Annotated in this window: 18 protein-coding genes and 6 pseudogenes; 10 read left to right on the plus strand and 14 right to left on the minus strand. The window is 57.6% G+C overall.

What is annotated here, in order from left to right:
• Positions 1–302: 302 nt before the first annotated feature.
• The 6 genes and pseudogenes from NKJ08_RS30250 to NKJ08_RS30275 all read right to left on the minus strand — a co-directional run.
• Complete coding sequence (locus NKJ08_RS30250; protein ID WP_352784822.1) at positions 303–1,046, minus strand: amino acid ABC transporter ATP-binding protein; 744 nt, start codon at positions 1,044–1,046, stop codon at positions 303–305.
• A gap of 119 nt (positions 1,047–1,165) precedes the next feature.
• Positions 1,166–2,140 (minus strand): amino acid ABC transporter permease, encoded by a 975-nt coding sequence (locus tag NKJ08_RS30255; RefSeq protein WP_352784775.1) that lies wholly within the window; start codon positions 2,138–2,140, stop codon positions 1,166–1,168.
• A gap of 57 nt (positions 2,141–2,197) precedes the next feature.
• A complete protein-coding gene (locus NKJ08_RS30260) occupies positions 2,198–3,031 on the minus strand; it encodes a transporter substrate-binding domain-containing protein (RefSeq protein ID WP_352784776.1) in 834 nt (277 codons plus the stop codon).
• Positions 3,032–3,120: 89 nt separating this feature from the next.
• Positions 3,121–4,284, minus strand: coding sequence for a M20 aminoacylase family protein (locus NKJ08_RS30265; RefSeq protein WP_352784779.1), 1,164 nt, complete (start codon positions 4,282–4,284; stop codon positions 3,121–3,123).
• 67 nt (positions 4,285–4,351) lie between these two features.
• Positions 4,352–5,725, minus strand: a complete 1,374-nt coding sequence (locus tag NKJ08_RS30270) for an MmgE/PrpD family protein (RefSeq protein WP_352784780.1) — start codon at positions 5,723–5,725, stop codon at positions 4,352–4,354.
• Positions 5,726–6,527: 802 nt separating this feature from the next.
• A pseudogene (locus NKJ08_RS30275) lies at positions 6,528–7,375 on the minus strand (ISL3 family transposase); the annotation flags it as partial.
• A gap of 113 nt (positions 7,376–7,488) precedes the next feature.
• On the opposite strand from NKJ08_RS30275, the pseudogene NKJ08_RS30280 reads away from it, so the two are divergent.
• Positions 7,489–7,914: pseudogene (locus NKJ08_RS30280) on the plus strand (hypothetical protein); the annotation flags it as partial.
• Positions 7,915–8,031: 117 nt separating this feature from the next.
• Here the strand turns inward: NKJ08_RS30280 and NKJ08_RS30285 are convergent.
• On the minus strand, positions 8,032–9,144 hold the full coding sequence (locus NKJ08_RS30285; protein WP_352784782.1) for a mandelate racemase/muconate lactonizing enzyme family protein: 1,113 nt from the start codon (positions 9,142–9,144) through the stop codon (positions 8,032–8,034).
• 326 nt (positions 9,145–9,470) lie between these two features.
• Between NKJ08_RS30285 and NKJ08_RS30290 the strand changes: the two genes are divergently transcribed.
• Entirely contained in the window at positions 9,471–10,223 is a 753-nt protein-coding gene (locus NKJ08_RS30290) for an IclR family transcriptional regulator (protein ID WP_352784784.1), read from the plus strand.
• Positions 10,224–10,379: 156 nt separating this feature from the next.
• Here the strand turns inward: NKJ08_RS30290 and NKJ08_RS30295 are convergent, their stop codons facing one another.
• On the minus strand, positions 10,380–11,330 hold the full coding sequence (locus tag NKJ08_RS30295; protein ID WP_352784787.1) for a GlxA family transcriptional regulator: 951 nt from the start codon (positions 11,328–11,330) through the stop codon (positions 10,380–10,382).
• A gap of 88 nt (positions 11,331–11,418) precedes the next feature.
• Between NKJ08_RS30295 and NKJ08_RS30300 the strand changes: the two genes are divergently transcribed.
• From NKJ08_RS30300 to NKJ08_RS30325, 6 genes and pseudogenes are all read left to right on the plus strand, one after another.
• Positions 11,419–12,669: a sarcosine oxidase subunit beta family protein gene (locus NKJ08_RS30300; protein ID WP_352784789.1), complete on the plus strand. Its 1,251-nt coding sequence runs from the start codon at positions 11,419–11,421 to the stop codon at positions 12,667–12,669.
• 24 nt (positions 12,670–12,693) lie between these two features.
• On the plus strand, positions 12,694–12,972 hold the full coding sequence (locus NKJ08_RS30305; protein WP_352784792.1) for a sarcosine oxidase subunit delta: 279 nt from the start codon (positions 12,694–12,696) through the stop codon (positions 12,970–12,972).
• Complete coding sequence (locus NKJ08_RS30310) at positions 12,969–15,932, plus strand: sarcosine oxidase subunit alpha (RefSeq protein WP_352784794.1); 2,964 nt, start codon at positions 12,969–12,971, stop codon at positions 15,930–15,932. Before NKJ08_RS30305 ends, NKJ08_RS30310 begins: the two co-directional genes overlap by 4 nt.
• The gene (soxG, locus tag NKJ08_RS30315) at positions 15,925–16,449 is read left to right on the plus strand and encodes a sarcosine oxidase subunit gamma family protein (protein ID WP_352784797.1); all 525 of its coding nucleotides are present in this window, start codon (positions 15,925–15,927) and stop codon (positions 16,447–16,449) included. The genes NKJ08_RS30310 and soxG overlap by 8 nt, the downstream gene beginning before the upstream one ends.
• Positions 16,450–16,510: 61 nt before the next feature.
• Complete coding sequence (gene purU / locus NKJ08_RS30320) at positions 16,511–17,398, plus strand: formyltetrahydrofolate deformylase (RefSeq protein WP_352784800.1); 888 nt, start codon at positions 16,511–16,513, stop codon at positions 17,396–17,398.
• A 3-nt stretch (positions 17,399–17,401) separates the two neighbouring features.
• Positions 17,402–17,680: pseudogene (locus NKJ08_RS30325) on the plus strand (tetrahydrofolate dehydrogenase/cyclohydrolase catalytic domain-containing protein); the annotation flags it as partial.
• A gap of 61 nt (positions 17,681–17,741) precedes the next feature.
• Here the strand turns inward: NKJ08_RS30325 and NKJ08_RS39115 are convergent.
• Positions 17,742–19,183, minus strand: a pseudogene (locus NKJ08_RS39115) (ISKra4 family transposase).
• Positions 19,184–19,403: 220 nt separating this feature from the next.
• On the opposite strand from NKJ08_RS39115, the pseudogene NKJ08_RS30340 reads away from it, so the two are divergent.
• Positions 19,404–19,746: pseudogene (locus NKJ08_RS30340) on the plus strand (IS3 family transposase); the annotation flags it as partial.
• Positions 19,747–19,923: 177 nt separating this feature from the next.
• Positions 19,924–20,502 carry a GNAT family N-acetyltransferase gene (locus NKJ08_RS30345; RefSeq protein ID WP_352784804.1) on the plus strand — a complete coding sequence of 193 codons (579 nt, stop codon included), beginning with the start codon at positions 19,924–19,926 and terminating at the stop codon, positions 20,500–20,502.
• Positions 20,503–20,513: 11 nt separating this feature from the next.
• On the opposite strand, the pseudogene NKJ08_RS30350 reads toward NKJ08_RS30345, so the two are convergent.
• The 5 genes and pseudogenes from NKJ08_RS30350 to NKJ08_RS30365 all read right to left on the minus strand — a co-directional run.
• Positions 20,514–21,271, minus strand: a pseudogene (locus NKJ08_RS30350) (IS110 family RNA-guided transposase); the annotation flags it as partial.
• Between the two features lie 135 nt (positions 21,272–21,406).
• On the minus strand, positions 21,407–21,586 hold the full coding sequence (locus tag NKJ08_RS30355) for a hypothetical protein (RefSeq protein WP_352784806.1): 180 nt from the start codon (positions 21,584–21,586) through the stop codon (positions 21,407–21,409).
• 154 nt (positions 21,587–21,740) lie between these two features.
• Complete coding sequence (locus NKJ08_RS39120) at positions 21,741–22,373, minus strand: transposase (protein ID WP_502906361.1); 633 nt, start codon at positions 22,371–22,373, stop codon at positions 21,741–21,743.
• Positions 22,354–22,953: a transposase gene (locus NKJ08_RS39125; protein ID WP_502906362.1), complete on the minus strand. Its 600-nt coding sequence runs from the start codon at positions 22,951–22,953 to the stop codon at positions 22,354–22,356. Before NKJ08_RS39125 ends, NKJ08_RS39120 begins: the two co-directional genes overlap by 20 nt.
• Positions 22,838–23,128, minus strand: coding sequence for a transposase (locus tag NKJ08_RS30365; protein ID WP_502906360.1), 291 nt, complete (start codon positions 23,126–23,128; stop codon positions 22,838–22,840). The genes NKJ08_RS39125 and NKJ08_RS30365 overlap by 116 nt, the downstream gene beginning before the upstream one ends.
• Positions 23,129–23,133: the final 5 nt, after the last annotated feature.

Below are 23,133 nucleotides of genomic sequence, written 5' to 3' on the forward strand. Positions count from 1 at the left end.
TTTAGGACGAGCAGTGCGTCAATGCCACGCTCCGCCATCTGTTGGCGAAGTCGATTCGTGCGTTCGCGATATTCTTGTTGGGTAAATGCTGGCATGAGTAATTCTCCTTGTGCTGTTCGATATCGTTATATCGTTTGCGCCAAGCTGTTTTCGTTTGGCGCTCTTCAGAAAGTTGTCAAAGGTTACGAAATGCTCGATCTATCGTCGCGGTAGCACTTACGCTCCGCGGTTCGGACCTGCGTAGCCGCCCTTAAGGTCGGTCTTGTTGCAGAGTGGCCGCTGTTAGACGAAGCTCTAGCTAGCTAGTGCGAGAGGATCTGGCTGAGGAATAGCTTGGTCCGCTCGTGCTGGGGGTTGGTGAAGAAATCATTCGGTTTGCCCTCTTCAACGATTTGACCCCAATCCATAAAGATAACTCGGTCGGCAACGGCGCGGGCAAAACCCATTTCGTGAGTGACGCAGACCATAGTCATGCCGTCTTTGGCTAGGCTTGTCATTGTTTCCAGCACTTCGGAGACCATTTCCGGATCGAGCGCCGAGGTTGGTTCGTCGAACAGCATGACCGCAGGTTCCATGCACAGAGAGCGGGCAATCGCAACGCGCTGCTGCTGTCCGCCAGACAGCTGAACCGGGTATTTGTTCGCCTGTTCGGGAATATGCACCCGCTCCAGGAACTTCAGCGCCGTCGCCTTGGCTTCAGCTTCGGGCACGCCCTTGACCCACATTGGACCGGCCATACAGTTCATCAGCACGGTCATATGGGGGAAAAGGTTGAAGTGCTGGAACACCATTCCGACATTCTTGCGAACTTCAGTCACGTTGCGCATTTTGTTGTGCAATCTGATCCCGTTGACGGTGATCTCGCCCTCCTGATGCGCTTCAAGCCGGTTGAAGCAGCGGATCAGCGTCGACTTTCCGGATCCCGAGGGGCCGCAGATGACGATGCGTTCGCCTTTGCGGACGGTTAGATTGACATCAGTCAGTGCTCTGAAGGTGCCGTACCATTTGGAGACGTTCGTCGCTTCGATAATTTTGTCCCCACTCATTGGCACCTGCCTCTGACTGGATGACTCCTGGGATGAAACTGATACGCGCAGCACATTGCCAATAGCTTGCGAGGAATTGCCTCCATCAAGGCTTTTCAAGTGACTTATGTTGCTGGCGGTCATCGCACTTTACTCCTTCCGTAGTGGCGCTCGAGCCGTGATTGAACTACCTCAAGGCAGGCAGACATTATCCAGTAAATCATTGCGGCTGTTATCAGCATCTCCATGTAACGGAAGGTCGGCTGGCCGATTGTGCGAGAAACGAACGTTAGCTCCCACACGCCGAGGACCGAAACGAGCGAACTGTCCTTCAACATCCCGATGAACATGTTTCCAGTCGGGGGAATGACTACGGGAAGCGCCTGCGGCAGGATGATCCTGCGCATGGTAAGACCGAAGCCGAGACCGATTGATCGTGACGCTTCCCATTGGCCGCGGTCGATGCTCTGGATACCCGCGCGGAAGACTTCCGCCATATAGGCGCCGTAGCAAAGCGACAATGCTAATATGCCTGAAGGAACGGCACTGATCACAATACCCAGTTGCGGCAGCCCAAGGTAAATCAAGTAAACCTGTAGGAGAAGGGGCAGGCCGCGGAAGAACGAAGTGTAAAAGCTCGCGATGGCATAGGCGAAGCCATTGCCTGAAAGTTTGGCAATAGCAGCAATCATCGCGATGAGTGATGCGCAAACAAGGGAAACGGCAGAAATATAGATCGTGGTCACCACGCCCTGCGTGATCAAGTATGGCAGATTCTCCCAGATGAATGGCAAGCTCAAGTTAAATATCATGAAGAATGCGAGACACAGCAGCAGCATTTCGACCCACACAATGCCAATCTGCGCCTTTAACGGGGCAAATCCGATCAGCACGATATTGACGCAGAATATAACTGCAATTACAAAAGCGATTGCAACACGACCATATAAGCCGCTCTGTACGGGGTCGCCGATGACTGGCCGCATGATCTCGCCAACGGGAGTGCCCGCAAGGTTGAACATGAGGAAAACCGCGAGTACAATGGCAAAAGTCGACGCAACAAACCAAGGCCTGTGGACAAGCACTTCCGATTCAACTGTGTCCTGGTAAAGCATGAAATGTCCTCCAACATGGCGGCTCGGGGTGACCGAGCCGCCATGCTTTTCGCGAAGCTACTTCTCGACGGAAGTATCAGTTCCGTACCATTTAATCGCAATCTTCGAGAGCGTCCCGTCATCCTTCATGCTTTTGAGCGCAGCATTGATCTTATCACGAAATTCACTGTCGCCCTTCATCATTGAGATAGCACCCGGCGCGGAGAAGAGAGTGCCGAGCACCCTGATCGGATATCCCGATTTGATCGCCCTTTCCATGCCTGTTTCGTCCGATACGACCGCGTTCAGACGGATGCCATCACCTAAGCGCAGATCGGCGAGGGCAACATTGGCCGACTCGTACTCTTTGACCTCGTCGACTTTGAACTTGAACTCGATCGGCCTCGCACCAATCCAGTTTGGCGTGAGGGTCTGATGGAGATACTGTGCTTCGAGGGTATTGGTAGTGACCCCAACGATTTTGCCGTTGAGATCCGAAAGTTCTTTGGCATTACTGTCAGTAGGAACGGCAACGACCACAGTGCCATAGTAGTAATTTTCTGAAAAGTCGAGCTTATTGGCACGTTCTGTTGTAGGGGTCATTTGGCCCATGCCAATGTCCCAGCGATCTGCCCAATTGCCCGCCACGATTAGGTCCCAACCCGGCGTTATAAAATCAGCTTTAACACCAAGGTATTTCGCAATACCTTTGGCTACGTCAATGTCATAACCCTCTAATTCGTGGTTCGCATTCAGGGAAGATATTGCCCCCCAATCAGTGCCTACTGCAGCTTTGAGTGTCTTTGTAGCCAGGACGCGCTGAAGTACCTCCCCGGCATACGCTGACGTACAAAATGCGAGGGATGCGATAGCAATAGACGCCGCTGTGACAGTCGATTTGATCCTATTCATGGTAGTTCCCCTTGTTAGGTTGAATTTTAGTCCTGTGTTGCCTACACTCCGTCGTACCGACATTCTGAGCCGGTTCGAATTTGTTGCATCTAAGGGCTCAGAGTCGTTTCAGTTAAGTTGACCCAGTAGCCGATGCCATATGGCAAGGCTTCATCGTTGAAATCATAGGCGGGATCGTGTACGTACGGCGTCGGGCCGTTTCCAAGCCTGATGTAAGCTCCCGGTCGTGCTTCAAGCATGTAAGCAAAGTCCTCAGATCCCATCGAAGGCTTTGCGTTCGAATCTACTGCATCGTGCCCAACCAGACCTCGAGCGGCAGATATGGCGAAAGTCGTGCCTTTCGTGTGGTTGAACATGAGCGGCTCAAGCCGGCGGTGCGTATACTCAACGTGGGCATCAAAGCCCGACGCGATGCCTTCGGCGCAGGACCTGATGTGCTTCTCCGCAAAGTCGCGCAAACCTGATTTGAGGGTGCGAACGGTTCCTGAAATCTGCACGGACTCCGGAATGACGTTGTACGCTGTCCCGGCATTGAGCTTGGTGACCGAAATCACTAGCGACTCCTGCGAGTCAGTCTTGCGGGACACCAATGTTTGCAGCCCTATGATGATTTGAGCTGCGATGACGATGGGATCGTTGGTCAGGTGTGGCTTGGCGGCGTGCCCACCTTTTCCTTTTACAATAATGTCGAATTCGTCGAGCGCCGATGAGATGGCGCCGTCGCAGATCGCGAACTGCCCTACTGGCATACCAGGCCAATTATGCATACTGAAGACTTGAGAGATACCAAACCGGTCCATGATCCCTTCTTGGACCATCCTCTGGGCGCCACGGCCATCTTCTTCCGCTGGCTGAAATATAAGGGCTACCACCCCTTTGAAATTCCGCGTGGCGGTCAGGTACTTCGCGGCCCCCAGCAGCATCGCCGTATGACCATCATGGCCGCATCCATGCATAAGACCCGGGATTTCCGAAGCCCAAGGTTTGTTTGATGCCTCAGATATCGGGAGAGCATCCATATCTGCTCGCAGTCCAATGGTAGGACCTTCTCCGAGCTCGCCTTGGATCAAGGCTACGATTCCAGTCTCTGCTATGCCCGTTTCGATATTATTGATGCCAAACGAGGCGAGCTTTTCAGTGACGAAATTCGCAGTGTTGTACAGTTTGTAGTTGAGTTCCGGGTGTCGGTGGAGGTGGCGGCGCCACTCCGTTACCTCGTTCTTCATATCCAAGAATTCTTCGATGCGGTGCATAATAACGACCCTTCCGGTCAAATTCCTGATCTGGTCGAAGTTCGATTCACCATTTCCTGCGCGATTATCATTCGTCAGCAAGTGCCCAATTTGAAATACGCCGTACCGGCTCGGAGTGTCTCGTCTCAGGCGGCGTCAGCGACGCGAATAGGGCAGAGGATCCGGCGTTATGAAGACTAGCGACGGCTGTCACAATGTCATCCTGCCACTGGGCAGTAACGGAGCCTCGAGCGATATTCTTGAATTTTTCCACGATCTGGTGGCTTGAGAGCGGATTGGCTACGTCACCGAGCGGATACAGGACAACCATCTCTTCGGGGCCATCACCTTGATCCAATATTACACGTGCCGGGGTTAGAGCCGGGAATGCGTTAGTAAATTCGGGAGATGGCTCCAGCTCAATGCGAGCTGCCAATTCGAGGATCTCCGGATCCCGAAAATGCTCTGGCTGAACCGGCTGCAAAGCAGCGCGTCCATGCAGCGCGGCAATCGCGCAATTGAAATAGAAACTGTACTGGCCGCCCTCAAACGTGCTAGGCGCACGCTCGTTCGCTAGTCGCATCGCATGCGGAAATGTTTCGATGCGCAGCTTAAGGATTGGTTGACCCGCTTTCCGCATAGAAAGGATCGCGTCAATTGCACCATGTATGTAGCGGCAGCAAGCGTAAGGCTTGAGATAGCACTGCTGTACTTCCCAAGAAGAACCCAGATTTCCTGTTAGCGAGTTCCGAGTAAACCGGTCGGCATCGTCTAGAAGCTCAATTGGCCCTTTTGCACCAGCCTGTGCTCGGTAAGCGGCTGTTATCCCCGCTACTACGGCGGGCGGAATGCCTTCCTTGATACTGCTGCCGTCAAACTTTGAAGCGGCGTTGAGAAAGACAATCGGCCCTTCACAGCCGGCGATTGCAAGAGCGTGGGCTGTTTGATCGGCGTTCAAGCCGAGTAGTCGCGAAGCCGCAGCAGCAGCCCCAAAATTTACCCATCGCCCGCTCGAGTACATTTCTATCGTTTGCACGGGACGGCAACTAGCAACCCGAAGCCCAATTTCGTAACCCAATGCGATTGCGCCCATGACCTCAGGTCCGGAAGCACCTACCGCCTGCGCGACAGCCAAGGCTGTGGGGATGATCCCGGCTCCAGGATGGCCACCTGCTCCCCGGTGGCCGTCATCGATGTCGAGGGCGCTCGCCGCCGCGCTGTTTGACATCGCAGCACCGACCACGCTGGTTCGCATACCCGTTAGCCAGATATCGATCTCGCCTTCACCATACGATTCGAGCGCAGCCGTTCTGGCGGATTTAGCCAGCGGTGAATCGATACCAGCTGCCGCGGCGCCCAGAAGGTCCAAAATCAGTACAGAGATCGTCTCTTGTCCGTCCGCAAGAACCTTCTCAGCCGGGAAACTGCTTACGAACTCAGCGAGTTCGTTGATTGCATGCATGTCTAATCTTCCCTCAAATCAAGAAGCTGGGCTTATGAAGTGGCATGAGAGACCACTTTTTTGGCGCTACTCGGGCGCTTCCGACCGGCAACTCGCCGCCTTTATTCTTTTTGCTGCTTGTTTCGCAGTAAGCTGCAAAGTTTACGCCGCGTCAATTATGTTCTTGTTATTGGAATGAAAATGCATACAAATTCTAATTATAAGAAAATACGGAGATAGCTGAGTGCATTCAAATTCGTCATCAAAAGTAGCCGGCCTTGATATCCTTTTGGCATCAAGCGCCATGTGGGGGTTCCGCCCGGCCGGAAGCCGTGGGAGAACCCGAAGAAGTCGGCCTCCTAGAGAGCGCTCAGCACCTCGGCCACCGCGCCTTAGACGATCTTGTCTTCCAGCGCCGGCACCCCGAGTGGCAGCTTGCCGCTATCGGCTTTGGGAATATCGACCCGTCACACCGGCTGCGGCCGGTAACGTCCGGTGTGGACCAGTTCGCAGAAATCGCGGAAGTTATCCTCCAGCCTCTCTTCGTCTTCGCACTGTCATCCCATCGACCCCAGTGACGTTGCCCCCAACTTTTATCCAACCCGAAGTTCGCTCAGGCGGTCGGTCTTGCCCTGGGGGGCGGGTTGAGCGACGGGCAAAGGTCCGGACACAGAGCCGGGCCGCCTTGCCGCCGAACCTCGAGCGGGTGACGCTCGGCGGCAAAGCCGATCATTTCGCGCAAGAGATCGGCGATCGGAGGTCTTCGCCACGAGCGTGCGCAGGTTCATCACCGCCGAGCTACACCCTTCCAAGGGAGTACGGTCTCCTGGCGACGCAGATATCCTTCATATTGCAGTCGCTCGGCATAGGTAAGAAGCTTTGGATTCGATGATGGTGCTGGCGACGGTCTTTCGGATAAACCGCATGGCCTTGCTAATTGCATCAAGGAAAGCGCGGCTGGCGTTTTCCATCAGATGCCAGCGGTCGGCCACCTGATCGGCATGAGGCAAGGCCTTAGCGATCGCCTAGCCATATCCGCCGCCCCGATCGCGAGCGACAGTCACAATGGGAGGATGGTTCGCCAGCCAAGCCTGCGATGTCGCCTGTTCACGATCTGGCAGCAATGTCACTGGCCTGCGGCGCTCAAGATCGCATACAATCGTCCCGTATCGTTGGCCGCGCCGGAAGGCGAAGTCGTCGATGCCGATGATGACGAGCTTATCGCGCGGCTGTTCAGTCCGCTGGCGCACGACACGCAACAGGGTATCGTTGCTCACCGGCATCATCAGGCGATCGGCAAAGGCTGCGGCAGGCCTGCCGCCCAGCGCCAGCCCCAAGTGATGAACGATGGTCTCAAGGCGTCCGGTTCTCCGCGATAACGGGGCTAAAACATCGGCGCCAAACCGTTCGGCAAAAATGCGGCGGCGGCAAAGACCGGCGTCGCACCAGAAACGGCGAACCGTCACCCGAAAGACCACACGCCGGCCAGCGATGGGCAAATCGGCGGCTTTTCACATGTATCGCCGGCGCGAACTTGTCCCGCAGCACGGACACGTTTCCGAAAGCGCCGTAGCGCCCACGTCAAGAAATACACAATCCGTGTTGATTTCGGCATGCTCGACGAGCAACCGCCGTCGGCGCCAGTCTCGTCGACCCAAATCTCTCTTCCATCGCGCTGATTCCCTCTCGAAAATTGCGCGCATCACCCTCCACATGCAGCGAGATTGAGTCTGACCCAATATTGGAGGCCGATCAGGGGCCAAGAAGTTCGGCGCCGATTGAGAAGCGACCCGGATCTCAGCATGACCACCAATGGCCGCAATCGCCGGCTGGAGCCTGCCTACAAGCAACATGCCGTCGTTGATGATCTGCGCGGCGTGGTTCTGGATGTCGCCGTGACCACGGGCGAGATCTGCCGATGCCGGCTATTCCTATGCAAAGGTTTACGTAGCTTTCGAGTCTCGCGCCATCGAAGCTTTGATCCCGGGCCAAGGCTGAGCCGATCCGAAGTCCCGTACCGCCCGGGCGAGGCCAAGAATTGGCACGGCCTCGCCCGGGCGGCACGGCGCGGTCTCGGCAACATGAAAATTCAGGCCTATCTCACCGCGGCGGCGGTCAACCTGAAGCGACTGGCGGCCGCTTTGCTTGCCCATTTTCTGGGTTTGGTGATGAATGCTCACCTCCCCCTGGAGCCCGTCAACGAGCTCTGAGACACCGCCAGTTCTGAGATCAGAGCCTCCCCGATGCGAGTCAACCGCAGAAAAAGGCTTCTTCAACAGCCCCACCCGGCAGCGCTGCCAGGTGGCGATGCATGATAACCTACTCTATCAGTTCGTGTCGCCGTACACAGCTACCGGTTCGCCGAGGCTACCCGGTAAGGGCTCTTGACCAAGCCCAGGCCGATCGGAGACTTCCACTGCTGCTCCGCCCCCCTGGACTCGAATGGGTGCATCCGTTAATGGGTCGCTCCAAGTCAGCGGGTCGTAAACAGAATGGCGGAACTCCTTCGGGGTGGACTGCGCGAGATGGAAAATAGCCGCCTGCACTAGTCCACTTCCGCCTATGTCTTGAATAGTCATCGGAATTCCTGCCGTCGCACACATATCACGGGCGCGGCGGGCCTTTGTCAGGCCACCAACTCTCGAAATTTTGATATTCATCAAGTCGGCTGCACTATCGGCGATAATCCGCATCACCATCTCGGGTGAGTCGACAATTTCGTCGAGGATCATGGGATGATCAGTGCGACGTCTCACCGCGAGGCAGTCTTCGTAAGAAGCACACGGCTGCTCTATATAGACGTCCAGATCCCGAATTTGTCGCATCACTCGCAGGGCCTGATCCCGCGTCCAACCGCGATTGCAGTCGAAGTAGTAGTCCTCATGGGGTTGGGCATGTTCCATAATTGCCCGTATCCTCGACACATCTTCCGCGACATCACCGCCCAACTTCACTGACAAACGCCGGTAGCCTTTCTCACGGAAGCTCGCGGTCGCTGCCAACATCTCTTCAATCGACCCTGCGCCAGGGTCGGCCATAAGATCTAATCCACCGTCAAATCTTCCGCCGAGAAGATCGCAAAGCGGCATTCCCGTTGCTTTGCCGAGGATGTCCCAACAAGCGACGTCAATCGCCGATTTCGCGTATGGATGACCGTACAAAGCATGATCCATCAAATAGTTGATTCGATCGATTTGGAGCGGATTTTCTCCAATGAGATGAGGAGCTAACTCGTCAATGCCCGCTCTCACCCCCTTGTCGAAAGCCGGCAGATAATTCGCCCCCAGCGTCCCGACTTCGCCCCATCCGACGATAGCTGCATCAGTCTCGATTGATACGATGGTGTTTTCGGCAGATGTCCATGTCCTATCGCGCGATAGGCTGTAGCTCTGTGGAAAAGTCCTCACGATCTTAAAAACTGATATGCGTTTGATCTTCATTAGGCACTACTCCTTTGTCTCCTCCCCGGCGGCAAGAATACTTCCTTAGCCGGGAAATCGCTTACGCACTGAGCGAGGTGGTTGATTGCATCAATGTCTGATCGTCCCTCAGGTCAAAAGGTGGTTGTTCATGAACTCGCACGAGACCGCTTTTTGTGATGTCACGTGGGCCCACCTCCGGGGGGCAGCTCGCCTTTGTCCTTTTTGCCAGGGGATTTCGCATGCTCCTAGCAAGCGGCTAAGTGGGCACTGCGTCAATTCAGTCCTTGTCATTGAAACGATTAAAGCCTATCTCTTCTGATTATTAGAAAATGGGAGGTGGCAGAGTGCCTTCAAATTCGTCATCAAACGCCGCCCGAGCTCTTGATATTCTTTTGGCTTTGGGGGAAGCAGACGCCGATGGGCTGCCGCTAGGCGAGATCGCAATCAGGGTAGGTGAAGCAAAACCTGCGGTTCATCGCAGTCTCGCATCCCTGCTTCAAAAGGGCTTTGCTGAGCCAACAGGTCGCCATGGACATTACCGACTTGGCCCAGCGATAACTATGCTTGCGCGTCGGCAGGCCCGATTGGAGCCAGTGATCGCACGACATCGTCCTGGAATGACAGAGTTCGCAAGGCGTACGGGCTATACAGTCTATATGATGGTCCAAGCTGGCGTTGATGCAGTCTGCGCAGAAATGGTGAGCCGTTCCCCGCAACAGCAACTTTGGCTCGGTTTAGGTGGTCGTGTCCCCATGGGGGTTGCGGCGGGTAGCGTAGCGCTTCTGTCGATGCTTCCTTCCGCCGACTATAAGCAGCTTATTGAAGCGAACGCTGAGCGCTACATCACGCATCCCTCGGTTCAACACGTCGACGCCGCCGTCGTCCTCGCTCAAGTTCGAGACGCCCAACGGCGGGGCTATGCGATAAACATGGGCTATTACCATCCTGGAGAGGGCGGTATAGGTTTGCCTATTCTCAGTACGAGCTCTTACGAGATGAACGTTGCTATTTCGTTCACCCTTGCCTTAGAGATGATGACAAACACCTTCGTGACGAGCATCGTTTCGGAACTCAAAGACTGTCTGTTTGCGAACTAACGGATGGCCGAGGCATCGATCGTAGGAACCACTCATCCATCCGTCGAGAAAGCCGCTTGCAGAAGGATTCATAACCGTTTCCATCAGTCAGCAGGCGGAGCGCAAAATCAAAATACATCGTATCGACCCGCGTCCTAGCTCATTGCCGAAGTCCTGTCAGATTCGGTCTCTTTTCGGGCTTCGGCCAAATAACTTCGAATAGCAACTGGAAAGGTGAGCCGCACTTGAGAAGCCCGTAGCAAACGCGATTTCGGATATAGAAAGTGGGCTTTGCTGTAATAGGCGGCGTGCATGCTTAAGGCGAAATTTTCGATACGTTTCGGAATAGCTAGCGCTCAGATGCCCGGAGAAAAGTCGGTCAAGATGACGTTTGCTAACGCCTGCATAAATTGCCATCTGAGAGCGGTCAAATGGCCGCTCTATGGTAGCCTCCATCTTTTCCAGAACATTTAGCAGGACTGCGTGGTTGACGCCGAAGCGCTCAGCTGCGGAGGCCCGTTGCGGCGCGGCCGGTTCTGCAACTGCTGTATGGAGGTACCAATCACTAACGCGTCGGGCGAAATCCGCACCCATCCGCTCTGAGATGAGGGCATGCATCATATCCAGAGGCGCAACCCCTCCTCCGCAGGTAATGCGATTTCCGTCTAGCACGAATCTGGCCTGGCGTGGATTGAGGTGAGGAAACGCTTCCATAATCGCCGCCGCATGTTCCCAGTGAACTGTAAAGTCTCGCCCGTCAAGCAAGCCGGCAGCGGCCAAAAGGTAGGGTCCGCCTGAAATCCCCCCAATGCGAGCACCGTTGCGAGATAGCTGGCGCAGAGCCCCAAAAAGCGCTGGCGAGCTATGGATCACAGGATTCCCGCCTACGCACACGAAGATCGTGTTCAGGACAGAGTGATCCAGCCGGTGACAAGGTATGACGGCGCCTGACGAACTGGTCACAGCTGTTCCGCCCATGGAGATTGGTCGCACATCATAAAGGGCTTGGCCCGCGAGCAGGTTTGCTGCCCGAAGCGGTTCGGCAGCGGACGCATATGACATCAACGAGAAGCCAGGCAACAATAGAAACGCAATTGACTGCGTAAGTCGGTTCGTCTGATCGCTCATGGCTCTCTCATGTCGTTTTTTGGCTCTCTGAAGAAAACAATAATCCTGTTGGTCGGATATACAAGTTGAAACGACGTGGAACCATCCTATGCGCTATTCAGCTCTTTCAATATTTTTCAATGGACTTCGCAGCAACAAGGCATGGAAGCCCGCTTGGCGGCACCCTGAGCCAAAGCCGCGTTACGACGTGATCATCGTGGGCGGAGGCGGCCACGGGCTGGCGACAGCCTATTACCTCGCCAAGGAATTTGGCATAATCAATGTCGCAGTGCTGGAGAAGAGTTATATCGGCTCCGGCAATGTGGGGCGAAACACCACAATCATCCGCTCCAACTACCTGCTGCCGGGCAACAATCCGTTCTACGAACTTTCCATGAAGCTGTGGGAAGGGTTGGAGCAGGATTTCAACTTCAACGCCATGGTCTCGCAACGCGGCGTGCTTAACCTTTTCCATTCCGACGGCCAGCGCGATGCCTATATCCGGCGCGGCAATGCCATGCGGCTGCACGGTGTCGATGCGGACCTGCTGGACCGGCAAGCTGTCCGCAAGAGGCTGCCTTTCCTCGACTTTGATAATGCGCGTTTCCCGATCTACGGCGGGCTTCTACAAAAGCGCGGCGGCACAGTGCGCCACGATGCAGTGGCCTGGGGTTATGCTCGCGGCGCAGACATGCGCGGTGTTGACATCATCCAGAATTGCGAAGTGACCGGCATTCGTCGCGAGAATGGCATCGTCACTGGGGTCGAGACCACGAGGGGTTTCATCGGCTGCGGAAAACTCGGCCTTGCGGCCGCCGGTAATTCCTCTCGGGTAGCTGAAATGGCTGGGCTGAAGCTGCCGATCGAAAGCCATGTGCTGCAAGCCTTCGTTTCGGAGGGGCTGAAACCCTTCATCGACTGCGTGGTAACATTCGGTGCGGGGCACTTCTATATCTCGCAGTCCGACAAAGGCGGACTAGTGTTCGGCGGCGATCTCGACGGCTACAATTCCTATGCGCAACGCGGCAACCTGGCGACCCTCGAACATGTGGCGGAAGAAGGTAAGGCGTTGATCCCGTCGCTTTCGCGCGTCCGGATGCTACGCTCCTGGGGCGGCATCATGGATATGTCGATGGACGGTTCGCCAATCATCGACCGTACCCACCTCGACAATCTCTATCTCAATGCAGGCTGGTGTTACGGCGGCTTCAAAGCTACGCCTGCCTCCGGCTTCTGCTTTGCCCATCTGCTGGCCAAGGGCATATCGCACGACACGACAAGACAGATGCGCCTCGACCGGTTCGAGCGCGGTTACCTGATCGACGAAAATGGCCAGGGTGCGCAGCCCAACGTTCACTGAATATCGCACAAGGAATAGCCGAACATGGCAAGTCTCGTCCCCTGCCCGCATTGCGGCACACGATCCAAAGAAGAGTTCACCGTCAAGGGCGCGGCGCTGGCCCGCCCCGCGCCGGATGCCGATAAGAAAAGCTGGATGAACTATGTCTATCTGCGCGACAATCCGCGCGGGCGCTATGAGGAATACTGGCACCATACATCGGGCTGCCGCCGCTGGCTGGTAGTTGTCCGCGACACTGCTACTCATGAGATCGAAGCAAGCCGCGATGCGGCGCTTGGCGGACCGACGGACGCCTGCACATGACATCCTGTCGCTTGGCAACCGGCGGCCTGATCGATCGGCAGACGCCTCTTTCCTTCTCCTTCGACGGGAAGCGCATGCTGGGCCTCGAAGGCGACAGCCTGGCTTCAGCGCTGCTTGCCAACGGCCAGCAGCTAGTCGGGCGCAGCTTCAAATACCACCGCCCACGCGGCATACTCACCGCCGGTGCTGCAGAGCCGAACGCGCTGATGACGCTCGGCCAGGGGCGTCGTGCCGAGGCCAATACGCGCGCCACGATGCAGGAACTCTATCAAGGGTTGGAGGCGCAGAGCCAGAGCCGCTGGCCATCGCTGGAGTTCGATATTGGCGCTCTTAACAGTTTGTTCTCGCCCTTCCTCGGTGCCGGTTTCTACTACAAGACCTTCATGTGGCCCGCTTCCTTCTGGGAAAAGATTTACGAACCCTTCATCCGGAAGGCGGCCGGCCTCGGCAAAGCGAGCTACGAAACCGATCCGGACTCCTATGAAAAGTGCTGGGCGCATTGCGACCTGTTGGTCATCGGTTCCGGGCCAGCCGGGCTCGCGGCTGCGTTGAGCGCCGGACGCTCCGGTGCCCGGGTCATCCTGGTGGACGAACATGCGGCTGCCGGTGGTTCGCTGCTTTCGGAAACAGCAACGATCGGCGGTGCTTCGGCTTCGCAATTCGTTGCGGAGACTGTTGCCGAGCTGTCATCGCTCTCCAACGTACAGATCCTCACCCGCACCACGGCCTTCGGCTGGTATGACGGGAATGTCTTCGGCGCCGTCGAGCGGGTGCAGAAGCATGTCCGCGATCCACTGCCTGCGGTGCCCGTGGAACGCCTGTGGCGCATAGTCTCCAAACGAGCGATCCTCGCCAGCGGCGCGGAAGAACGCCCGCTGGTTTTCGGCGGCAATGACATCCCCGGTGTCATGATGGCGACTGCGATGCGGACCTATCTGAACCGCTACGGCGTTGCCCCCGGCAAGCAGGTGGCCATCTTCACCACCAATGACAGCGGCTATGCCCTGGCCCGCGATTTGGAGTCGGCGGGCGTCAACCTCGTCGTCGTGATCGACAGCAGACCGGATGCGACCTTCCGCTATTCAGGTCGGGCGCGCGTCATCAAGGGCGCCTATGTCTCCGATGCCCATGGCGGAAAGACGCTGTCCTCTATCAGCGTGTGGAAGAACGGTAGCGTCGAAATGCTCAAGGCGGACGCACTCGCCATGTCCGGCGGCTTCAGCCCGATCATCCACCTTGCCTGCCATCGCGGGGCCAAGCCCGTCTGGTCGGATGAACAGGCCGGCTTCCTCGCGCCGACTGGCCTCAACGGCTTTGAACTGGCAGGCGCCGTCAACACCAACTCCGGCATCGCCGCCTGCCTTGCAGACGGTGCGGCGCGCGGCGCGGCCTTCGTCGAGGCGCTTGGGTTTGCGGCGAGCGTCGCCACATTCGCCACGGTCGAGGGTGATATCGTAGCGCCTCCGGCAAAGCCGATCTGGAATATTCCCGGCGTCAAGGACAAGGCCTTCGTCGATTACCAGAACGACGTACACCGCAAGGATCTGGGTCTTGCCGTGCAGGAGGGCTATGGACATGTCGAGCTCGCCAAGCGCTACACCACCAATGGTATGGCGACAGACCAGGGCAAGCTGTCGAACGTCAATGCCATCGGCCTCTTGGCCGAAGCACGCGGCATTTCTCCGGCCAAAATCGGCACCACGACTTTCCGGCCCTTCTACACCCCTGTGTCATTCGGCGCGCTGACAGGTGCGCATTCCGGCCATCACCTCCAGCCGGTGCGCAAATCGCCGCTGCATGATTGGGCGAAGAAGCGCAGTGCCGTCTTCATCGAGACCGGCCTCTGGTATCGTTCGTCCTGGTTCCCGCGGAACGGCGAGACCAGCTGGCGCGAAAGCGTCGACCGAGAAGTACTGAACGTCCGCGCCAATGCCGGCCTCTGCGACGTTTCTATGCTCGGCAAGATCGAGGTCTGCGGCAAGGATGCCGCCGAATTCCTCAATCGCGTCTATTCGAATGCCTTCCTGAAGCTGCCAGTCGGCAAGGCCCGTTATGGCCTGATGCTACGCGAAGACGGCTTCATCTATGACGACGGCACCACCAGCCGACTCGAGGACAATCGCTTCTTCATGACCACCACCACGGCCTATGCCGCCGGCGTCATGACGCATCTGGAATTCTGTGCCCAGGCGTTATGGCCGGGTCTCGATGTCCGCCTCGCCTCCGTCACCGATCAATGGGCGCAGATGTCTGTGGTAGGGCCGAAGTCGCGGGCAATCCTGCAGGCGATCGTCGACGAGGATATTTCCGACGCCGCCTTCCCGTTCCTGGCGGCTAAGGAAGTGTCGCTGTTCGGCGGGCAGATCCGTGGCCGGCTGTTCCGCATCTCCTTTTCCGGCGAACTGGCCTATGAATTGGCAGTGCCGGCGGGTTATGGCGAAAGCGTCGCCGATGCGATAATGGAGGCCGGCAAGCTGCATGGCATCCAGCCCTATGGCGTCGAGGCGCTGAGCGTTTTGCGCATCGAAAAAGGCCACGTCACCCATAGCGAGATCAACGGCACGGTGATTCCCGCCGATCTCGGCTTCGCCAAGATGGTCTCGGCCACAAAGCCGGATTTCATCGGCAAGGCGATGCTGAATCGCGAAGGCCTGACGGCCCTAGACCGGCCAAGCTTGGTCGGCGTTGTGCCGCTCGACCCGAACACATCATTCCGCACCGGCTCGCATATCCTCGCCAAGGATGCCCCCGCAGCGCTAGAGAACGACCAAGGCTATGTGACCTCGAGTGCCTATTCACCCCATGTCGGCTCCACCATCGGCCTTGCGCTCGTCAAGCGCGGGCCGGAACGGCATGGCGAGGAAGTGGTGGCGTGGAACGGCCTGTGCGGCGAATTCACCGCAGCGCGACTATGCAATCCGGTTTTTGTCGATCCGCAGAACGAGAGGCTCCATGTCTGATTTCCGCCCGACTCTTCGCCCTGCGCTCGGCGCCAAGACCGCGATCACTTCCGCGGAGGTAAAACTCTCGGCGCTGCCTGAAGGCGCGATTGTCCAAGTGCTCGCCCCGCCCGGAGAACAGGACCTAACATCCTTCCTGAGCGGCCTTCGCAAAGGTGGCGTCCGCACCGTTTCACCCGGACAGTGGTTTATCGTTGGCCACGAGCCGATGATGCGAGACGATATGAAGACCTTATTCGACACGCTCGAACCGCGCGCGACGGGTGTCGACCAGAGCGCCGGCCGGGTCCGCATCCGCATCGACGGCGCACAAGCAAGACGCGTGCTATCGAAGGGTACGGCCCTCGACCTTTCCGCCGACGCGTTTCCCGTCGGCCGATCGGCAACAACCCTGATCGGCCACATCGCCGCTCACATCACTCGCATCGACACCGACTCCTTCGAGTTAATCGTGCTCAGGGGCTTCGCAGAGAGCCTTTGGGACGATCTCACAAGGATGTGCGCCGAGTATCGGTAATTTCAGTCTAGAGGCGCAAGCGCTGCAGCACGGTTGACTTGCCAATTAATGAGAATTTCCTGTGCCTAATAACTTGATTTTGACGGTAAAATGCAATTCCACACGCGGGATAGTCGCAGCAATCTCAACCTTTCTGGCAGACAGCGGCTGCAACATCGTCGACAGCTCGCAGTTTGACGACCTTGATACGGGCAAGTTCTTCACCCGCGTCTCGTTCATTTCCGAAGAAGGCGTCAAGCTCACGGCGCTAAGGGAAGGTTTTGCACCGATCGCCGCGAAATTCGGAATGGAAGCGGAAATTCGTGATAGCGCGAGCCGAATGAAGGTACTCCTGATGGTCTCACGGTTCGGCCATTGTCTGAACGACCTACTTTACCGCTGGAAGATCGGCGCGCTCCCCATCGACATCGTCGGCGTGGTTTCCAATCATTTTGAGTATCAGAAGGTCGTCGTCAATCACGACATCCCATTCCATCACATCATGGTGACGAAAGAGAATAAGCCCCAGGCTGAAGCGCAGATCATGTCGGTTGTTGACCAAACTGGTGCCGAACTGATCGTTCTCGCTCGCTACATGCAAATTCTCTCCGATGAGATGTGTCAGAAGATGTACGGTAGGATCATCAACATCCACCATTCCTTCCTGCCGAGCTTCAAGGGCGCGAACCCCTACAAGCAAGCCTATCTGCGCGGCGTCAAACTGATTGGCGCGACGGCGCATTACGTCAACGCCGATCTGGACGAGGGTCCGATCATCGAACAGGACATTGCCCGCATCACGCATGCGCAAAGCGCAGAGGATTACGTATCGATCGGCCGCGATGTGGAGAGCCAGGTGCTGGCGCGCGCCGTTCACGCCCACATCCACCATCGCACTTTCCTCAACGGCAACCGCACCGTCGTCTTCCCGGCAAGCCCAGGCTCTTACGCCTCTGAGCGCATGGGGTGAGACGTGGGGCTTGCAACAGTGATCGACGGAAAGAAGGCAGCGGCCTCGGTCATGGAGGCTGTGAAGACTGCGGCGGCAGGACTTGAAAACGAGTCCGGTGTGAAAACCGGACTTGCGGTTGTGATCGTCGGCGACGATCCGGCCAGCCGCACCTATGTCGGTGCCAAGGGCCGCATGGCTAGCGAATGCGGCTTCAACTCCATCCAGCACACGCTCCCGGCGGAGACGACGCAGGATGATCTGGCAACCCTGGTGGCCTCGCTGAATGAGGATCCCACTGTCGCACTGCACTTAAATGTAAGATTGCGCCGACATCTCGCCGAGACCGGTAACTTCTCCGGGGTTACGCAGCGCACAGTAGGGGCGGTTTGGACTTGAATAGTGAGGGCACGCTCGGCTCTGGTGCTCGAAATAGTGCCCGCAGTCGGTCGCGAAGCTCACTATTCATCTCGGCTGTCCGAACCTGCATCAGCATGTGAGCACCGTGTAGAGACCAGCGCGTCTGCTGCTTCTTGACCATGCGTTTGGCAATCACGGAATTGACCGCCGACTCGGCAAGGCCACGCGAAGTCCGGCTTGATAGCGCTTTCCGTAATTCACGATCGCACTGCGGTTCGAACGAACGTAGGTGAGGAGCTGAGACCCGAGCTGTGGAGACGTACCATTGAGAGCTCGCCTTCTCCTTGCGAGACATTCAAGCTTGCCAAGAGCTGCTCCAGGTCGTGGATCGCGCGATCCCCGCGTCCGTGCCACAGACGCCACTTCACAGCTCTGATGTCCCTGCCGATGGTCGGAAGTATTTCAGCGAGACCAGACTGGGATCGGATCACGTGATCAGCGATCTGCTGCATGGGCTGGATCTTCATGGCGATGTGGAACCAGTCGATGATGTGGGTCGTCGGTTTCGGCATGGCGCGCGGAAGCCGCTTCAGGATTTCGGCGCCGTCCGAGATCACGGTGACGTCCCCAAAGCCGCAATACCCCTCTTCCCGAAGAGCGTGCAGCGCTCGATCGCGTATCGCAGGTTGGTCAGTGTTGGCGGTGACAAAGTAGCGACCGCCGACTTCCCCCGACCTCCGCGACCGCATCTGGCCACGACGAGTTCGAAGTTTCGCGCTGAATTGGGATCGGCGCTGCGAACGTGCGCCGTATCGATGCTGATGACGAACTCTTTGCGTCGATCGCCAGGAAGCTGCATTTCGAGCTGATGTCGTTCCTCCATCTGCATTTTCGCGCGCCAGGTTTCCTCAGTGATCTGGTCGTTGAGCCGCTCGCCGACTTTGATGGTCCGCTTTCGCACGGTCGCATGCGTCTCGGTCGGTTCGATGGGCAGGAATTCGGCGAGCACGCTGGCTCCCAGCCGGTACGGCATCATGCTTCCCAGTCGCGCCGTCAGTTCCATCAGCTCGGACGTGGCCCGATCCGGACAGATTTCCTTCAGCGGCGCGAACGCGGCTACCATTCCTGGGTGACAGTCCTGGCACAGCATCCAACGTGGATTGCGAACCTCCACAGTGCCAAGGACCGTTCGAATTCGGCGCATCGTGTAGTCATTGACCAGCCGAAACGTGTGGCAATCGGGGCAGACCCGGCGAAAAAGGGCATAGGTCACCGCCTCGTGGTTCACGACCGCGCTCTGCAGGGCCGCCATGATTTGCTTGCCGTCGTCGATCGACAGGCCAATATCACCGTCGAGCAAGCGTTCGTCGCTTTTCTCAATCGAACTTCTTGGCGACAGACTTCGCCAAGCGCGCTTTTCCCCTCGATCGAGATCGTCCACTCCATCGCGTCACTTTCTCCGCAACAAAAGCGATGGTGATGGACCAGCTGGTGCTAACAATTCGTGGCCGACCCCGGAGAAGTTACCGGCCTCGACAGCGGTGTCGGATCTGACGCTCGAGAAGCTGATCCTGAAAGAGGCGGCATCGGGAAACTTCTGAGCCCGCGGCAAGCATCGCTCGACCCAGCGCAAAGCCCCATGAACGGGCTGATGAAGAAGGTTGCCGATATCATCCGGCTTGCCTCACGCTACGGCCGCTATGGGTATCGCCGCATCACGGCGCTTCGGTCCGAGGGATGGACGGTAAATGCCAAAGTGTCGAGCGGATCTGGCGGCGGGAGGGGCTGAAGGTGGTCCCCCACAAACAACCCAGGAGAGGCCGGCTCTGGCTAATGACGGATCGTGCGTTCATCTTCGGCCCGAGCGCCTCAACCATGTCTGGTCCTATGGCTTCGTCGGGGGGCGAACATACAATGGCAGGAAGTTCCGCATGCTCAACATCATCGACGAGTTCACCCGGGAGTGCCTGGCGATCCGGGTCGACCGCAAGCTCAACTCCACCGACGTGCCACAACCCTCGTAACTGAAAAGTTTGCAACAGAGTCCTTTGAGCACGCCGGAAACAAAACTGTTGCCGAAATTTCTTAAAAATTAACCCAATGAACGCGCATTCTAAGAGATTATAGTCCACGTTTGTGGTGAGTGCCGCTCAAGTACAAGAGTCGGATCGGAAAGGAACCTTCTGATGTACATCCTAGAAACGCCGCGCCTGATTCTAAGGCCGCCGTCGCATAGCGACGAGCTTTTTCTACATGGGCTTCTTAGGGATCCGTTCGTGGTAAACGCCGTTGGGGAAGGTGTCTATCCGACGCTAGAGCAGTCGAAAGCCAAACTGCTTAAGTTTATCAAACATTGGCAGGACAATCGTTTCGGCTTTTGGATGGTGTTCGTCAAAGATGAAAGCCAAGCCAGAAGATTCGCCGGCTATTGTGGATTGTGGCGTGCTGGCACCTATCTGCCAGAAGATCCGAACACCGTGGCAATCGGAACTGCCCTCCACTTTGCCGCCTCCGGGGAGGGAATCGGCACCGAGGCCGGCAAGGCAGCACTCCGATTTGCTTTCGAGAACTTGAAGATTGACAAGGTTGCTGGATGTGTTCGTCCAACAAACACACGTTCATTGCGTAAAAATCGGAAACTCGGTTTTTGCTATGTAAAAGACATAATTTACAACAACAAGACGATGAAATATTTTGAAGCATCTCCCGTGACGGCTGTACTCTCGGAGGACTTACGTGTTTCAGCCTACACTGACCCGAAATAATTTCAAATGTTCCTCCGGGTCAGGCCTACCCATGCGCCCACGGCGCGCGAGTTCCTGAAGTTCGCCGGATCCTCCACGGCCGCAGCAAAGGCGGTGGCTGTGACGGTGCCGACACCGGGCACCGACATGAGCAGACGGCAGTGCTGGTCTTCACGAGCCATCGCGGCCACTTGCTTGCTCAGCTCTGCTATCTGGTATCGAATATCACTCCATGCCCGAAGCATTGGCACGACGATGCGCGCCAGCTTTGCTTCGCCCTGCAGAAGATCGTGAACGTTGCGCTCGAACACGCTGCCGGCGCCCTTGGGCACGACGAGGCCGAACGTCTTCATCAATCCGCGGATTTGGTTGGATATCTGCAAACGCATCTTTAGAAGCTGGCGCCGCGCGGTGATCAGCGTGCGGATCAGCATGCTGTCGAAACCTTTGACCCGAACCTCTCGGTAGAAGCCGACCTCGGCCAGATGTGCCAGGCCATCGGCATCGTTCGCATCGGTCTTGTTCGCGGCCATTTCGAGCGCGGCCTTGGCATGCCGCGCGTCGATGCAGATCACCGGCAGCCCCTCTGCCGTCAGCGCATGGTAGAACCACACCGACAGCGGCCCCGTCTCGAACACCACCCGCCGCACATCGGGTGCGCGCTTGCGGATCAGCGCCGCGAGCAGTTGCGGGTCGGACGCGCACTTGCCCGCCACATCCTTTTGCCGTCCTGCCGGATCAAAATTGCCGTGTCTTTCGTGGACACGTCGAGACCGATATACTGCTCCATGGCTGTCCTCCATTCGATGCCTGGGGCCGGTGTCCATCGTGAGCCCGTTCTTCATCCTATCGGGGGACAGCCAGCCGGCTAGAGCTCCGAACATCGCCGCCACAGCTTTGGTGGGCACCGCCCCCCGCGATTACGTCATGTTCGTGTATGGCGGAAGTTGCCAGAGCTGCCCAGCTCCACATCTGGAGCAACGACGTGAATCGGCAGGGGCCCGAAACCAAACCCCGCCTTGATCAGGCGCTTCACCTCTTCGAGATTGGTGAACTGTCCCACAATTTTCCCACCAACCTGCTCTTGCTTGCGCAATGCGGCCACAGAGCCAGAGCTCCTGAAAGCTCGTCGGTTTTGAAGGAAACGTAGTCGAGCTTCCTCATCTCATCGAAGCCGGAATTCGTCATCGGAAGAGCGGGTGGCTTGGTCCGCAGAAGAAGCCCAAATGCTCGATAAAGGAGAGTGTTTTCTAACCGCCTTAATGCACGGCGATAAGCTTTTGACGGCCTGAAGCGACGCTGTGGTCGCCGTTGCGGTGCTTTTCCACGCGCCCCGTCAGGCGCCGGGATTGCTCCGTCGTGATGGCAGGCGGGGGTTTGCAGGTTGCGGTCGACGGGTTCGTTTCGGGGCGTCTGCGCCCCATCGTTATGTCGCGAGTTGGGCGGATACGATCGAGGACGATGCGCAGAATGCGCTGGTCGGAGCAGGATGTCGGCAGGTGCAGGCGGATTTGCGTCTTCATCTCGACCACCCGCGCGGCGATCTTGATGAGGCGCAAACGCAGCGTGTCGAATTGGGCGACGGCAAACCTGGAACGCTTCGGCATCGCGGCGCGCAGGCCCCACATCATCCAGTAGGCATCGGCATGCAGGAAAAGCCGGAACTGGTTGGCCGTCGCTCTGGTGCAGGATGTGCGGTCGGCGGCGAGATGCGTCTTCCATGACTTGATGTGGTTCTCGGCCGCTCCGCGCCGGCAGTATAGGTCCGCGTAGAGCGCCTTGGCCTTGCCACCGGCCTGATTGGTGACGATGAAGCGGGTGTCAGTACCTTGGGCACCGACCTCGACGGGCGATGATGCGCTCCAGGCGGCTCTAACTGGCGGCGCCGTCAAAGAACTCCTTGAAGCGGCGGACCTTGTTCGTTTTCGCCGACGCCTCAAAACGCGCCAGCGTGCTGGCTTCCAGAGCCGCGACCTGCTTGCGCAGCATCGTGGTGGGCGCCAGCCCGAAGATGAAGTCGACATCGTTGGCGCGCCACCAGTCGATGACCGGTGGACTGCAATAATTTCCGTCGGCCCGGATCAGGATCCGTGTGTTCGGCCAGTTGCTCCGGATCGCCCACACCAGGCGGCGCAGGTGGGGGCGGATCTCAGCCCCGCTCGGCCGCTTGGCCGGCCGAAGAACCGCACCGACGAACCGGCCGTCGCCATCGAACACCACGATCGGCTGGAAGCCGTATTCGTCGTAGTGGGCGTTGAACAGGCGAAATTGCTGGCCGCCATGTACGGCATCAAAGGTGTCGTCAATGTCGAGCACGATCCGCTTCGGCACCTGCGGGAAGGAGGCGCAATAGAGGTCAACCATCGCCCGCCCCATGGCGACCAGCTCGCGCACGCCGGGCAGGTTCTCCAGCCGGCACATCGTCGATTGCGAGGCCAGATCCCGACCCGACGGCAGCGCATCCTGGGCCATCTTGAAGACCGGATCGGAGCGCCCGGTTGGCGTCGTTGCCATCCTCGTAGCCGGCGGCGATCATCTTCATGCGAAAGCCGATCACGTCGGCCAGGCTGTGGACGACCTGGTCCGGGCAGCGCGGATCGTCGATACAACGCGCCAGACGCTCGGCCACCCGCAGCCGCTTTTCCACCTCGG

It is taken from the genome of Mesorhizobium sp. M0244 (genome assembly GCF_040321795.1).
Lineage (GTDB): Bacteria > Pseudomonadota > Alphaproteobacteria > Rhizobiales > Rhizobiaceae > Mesorhizobium.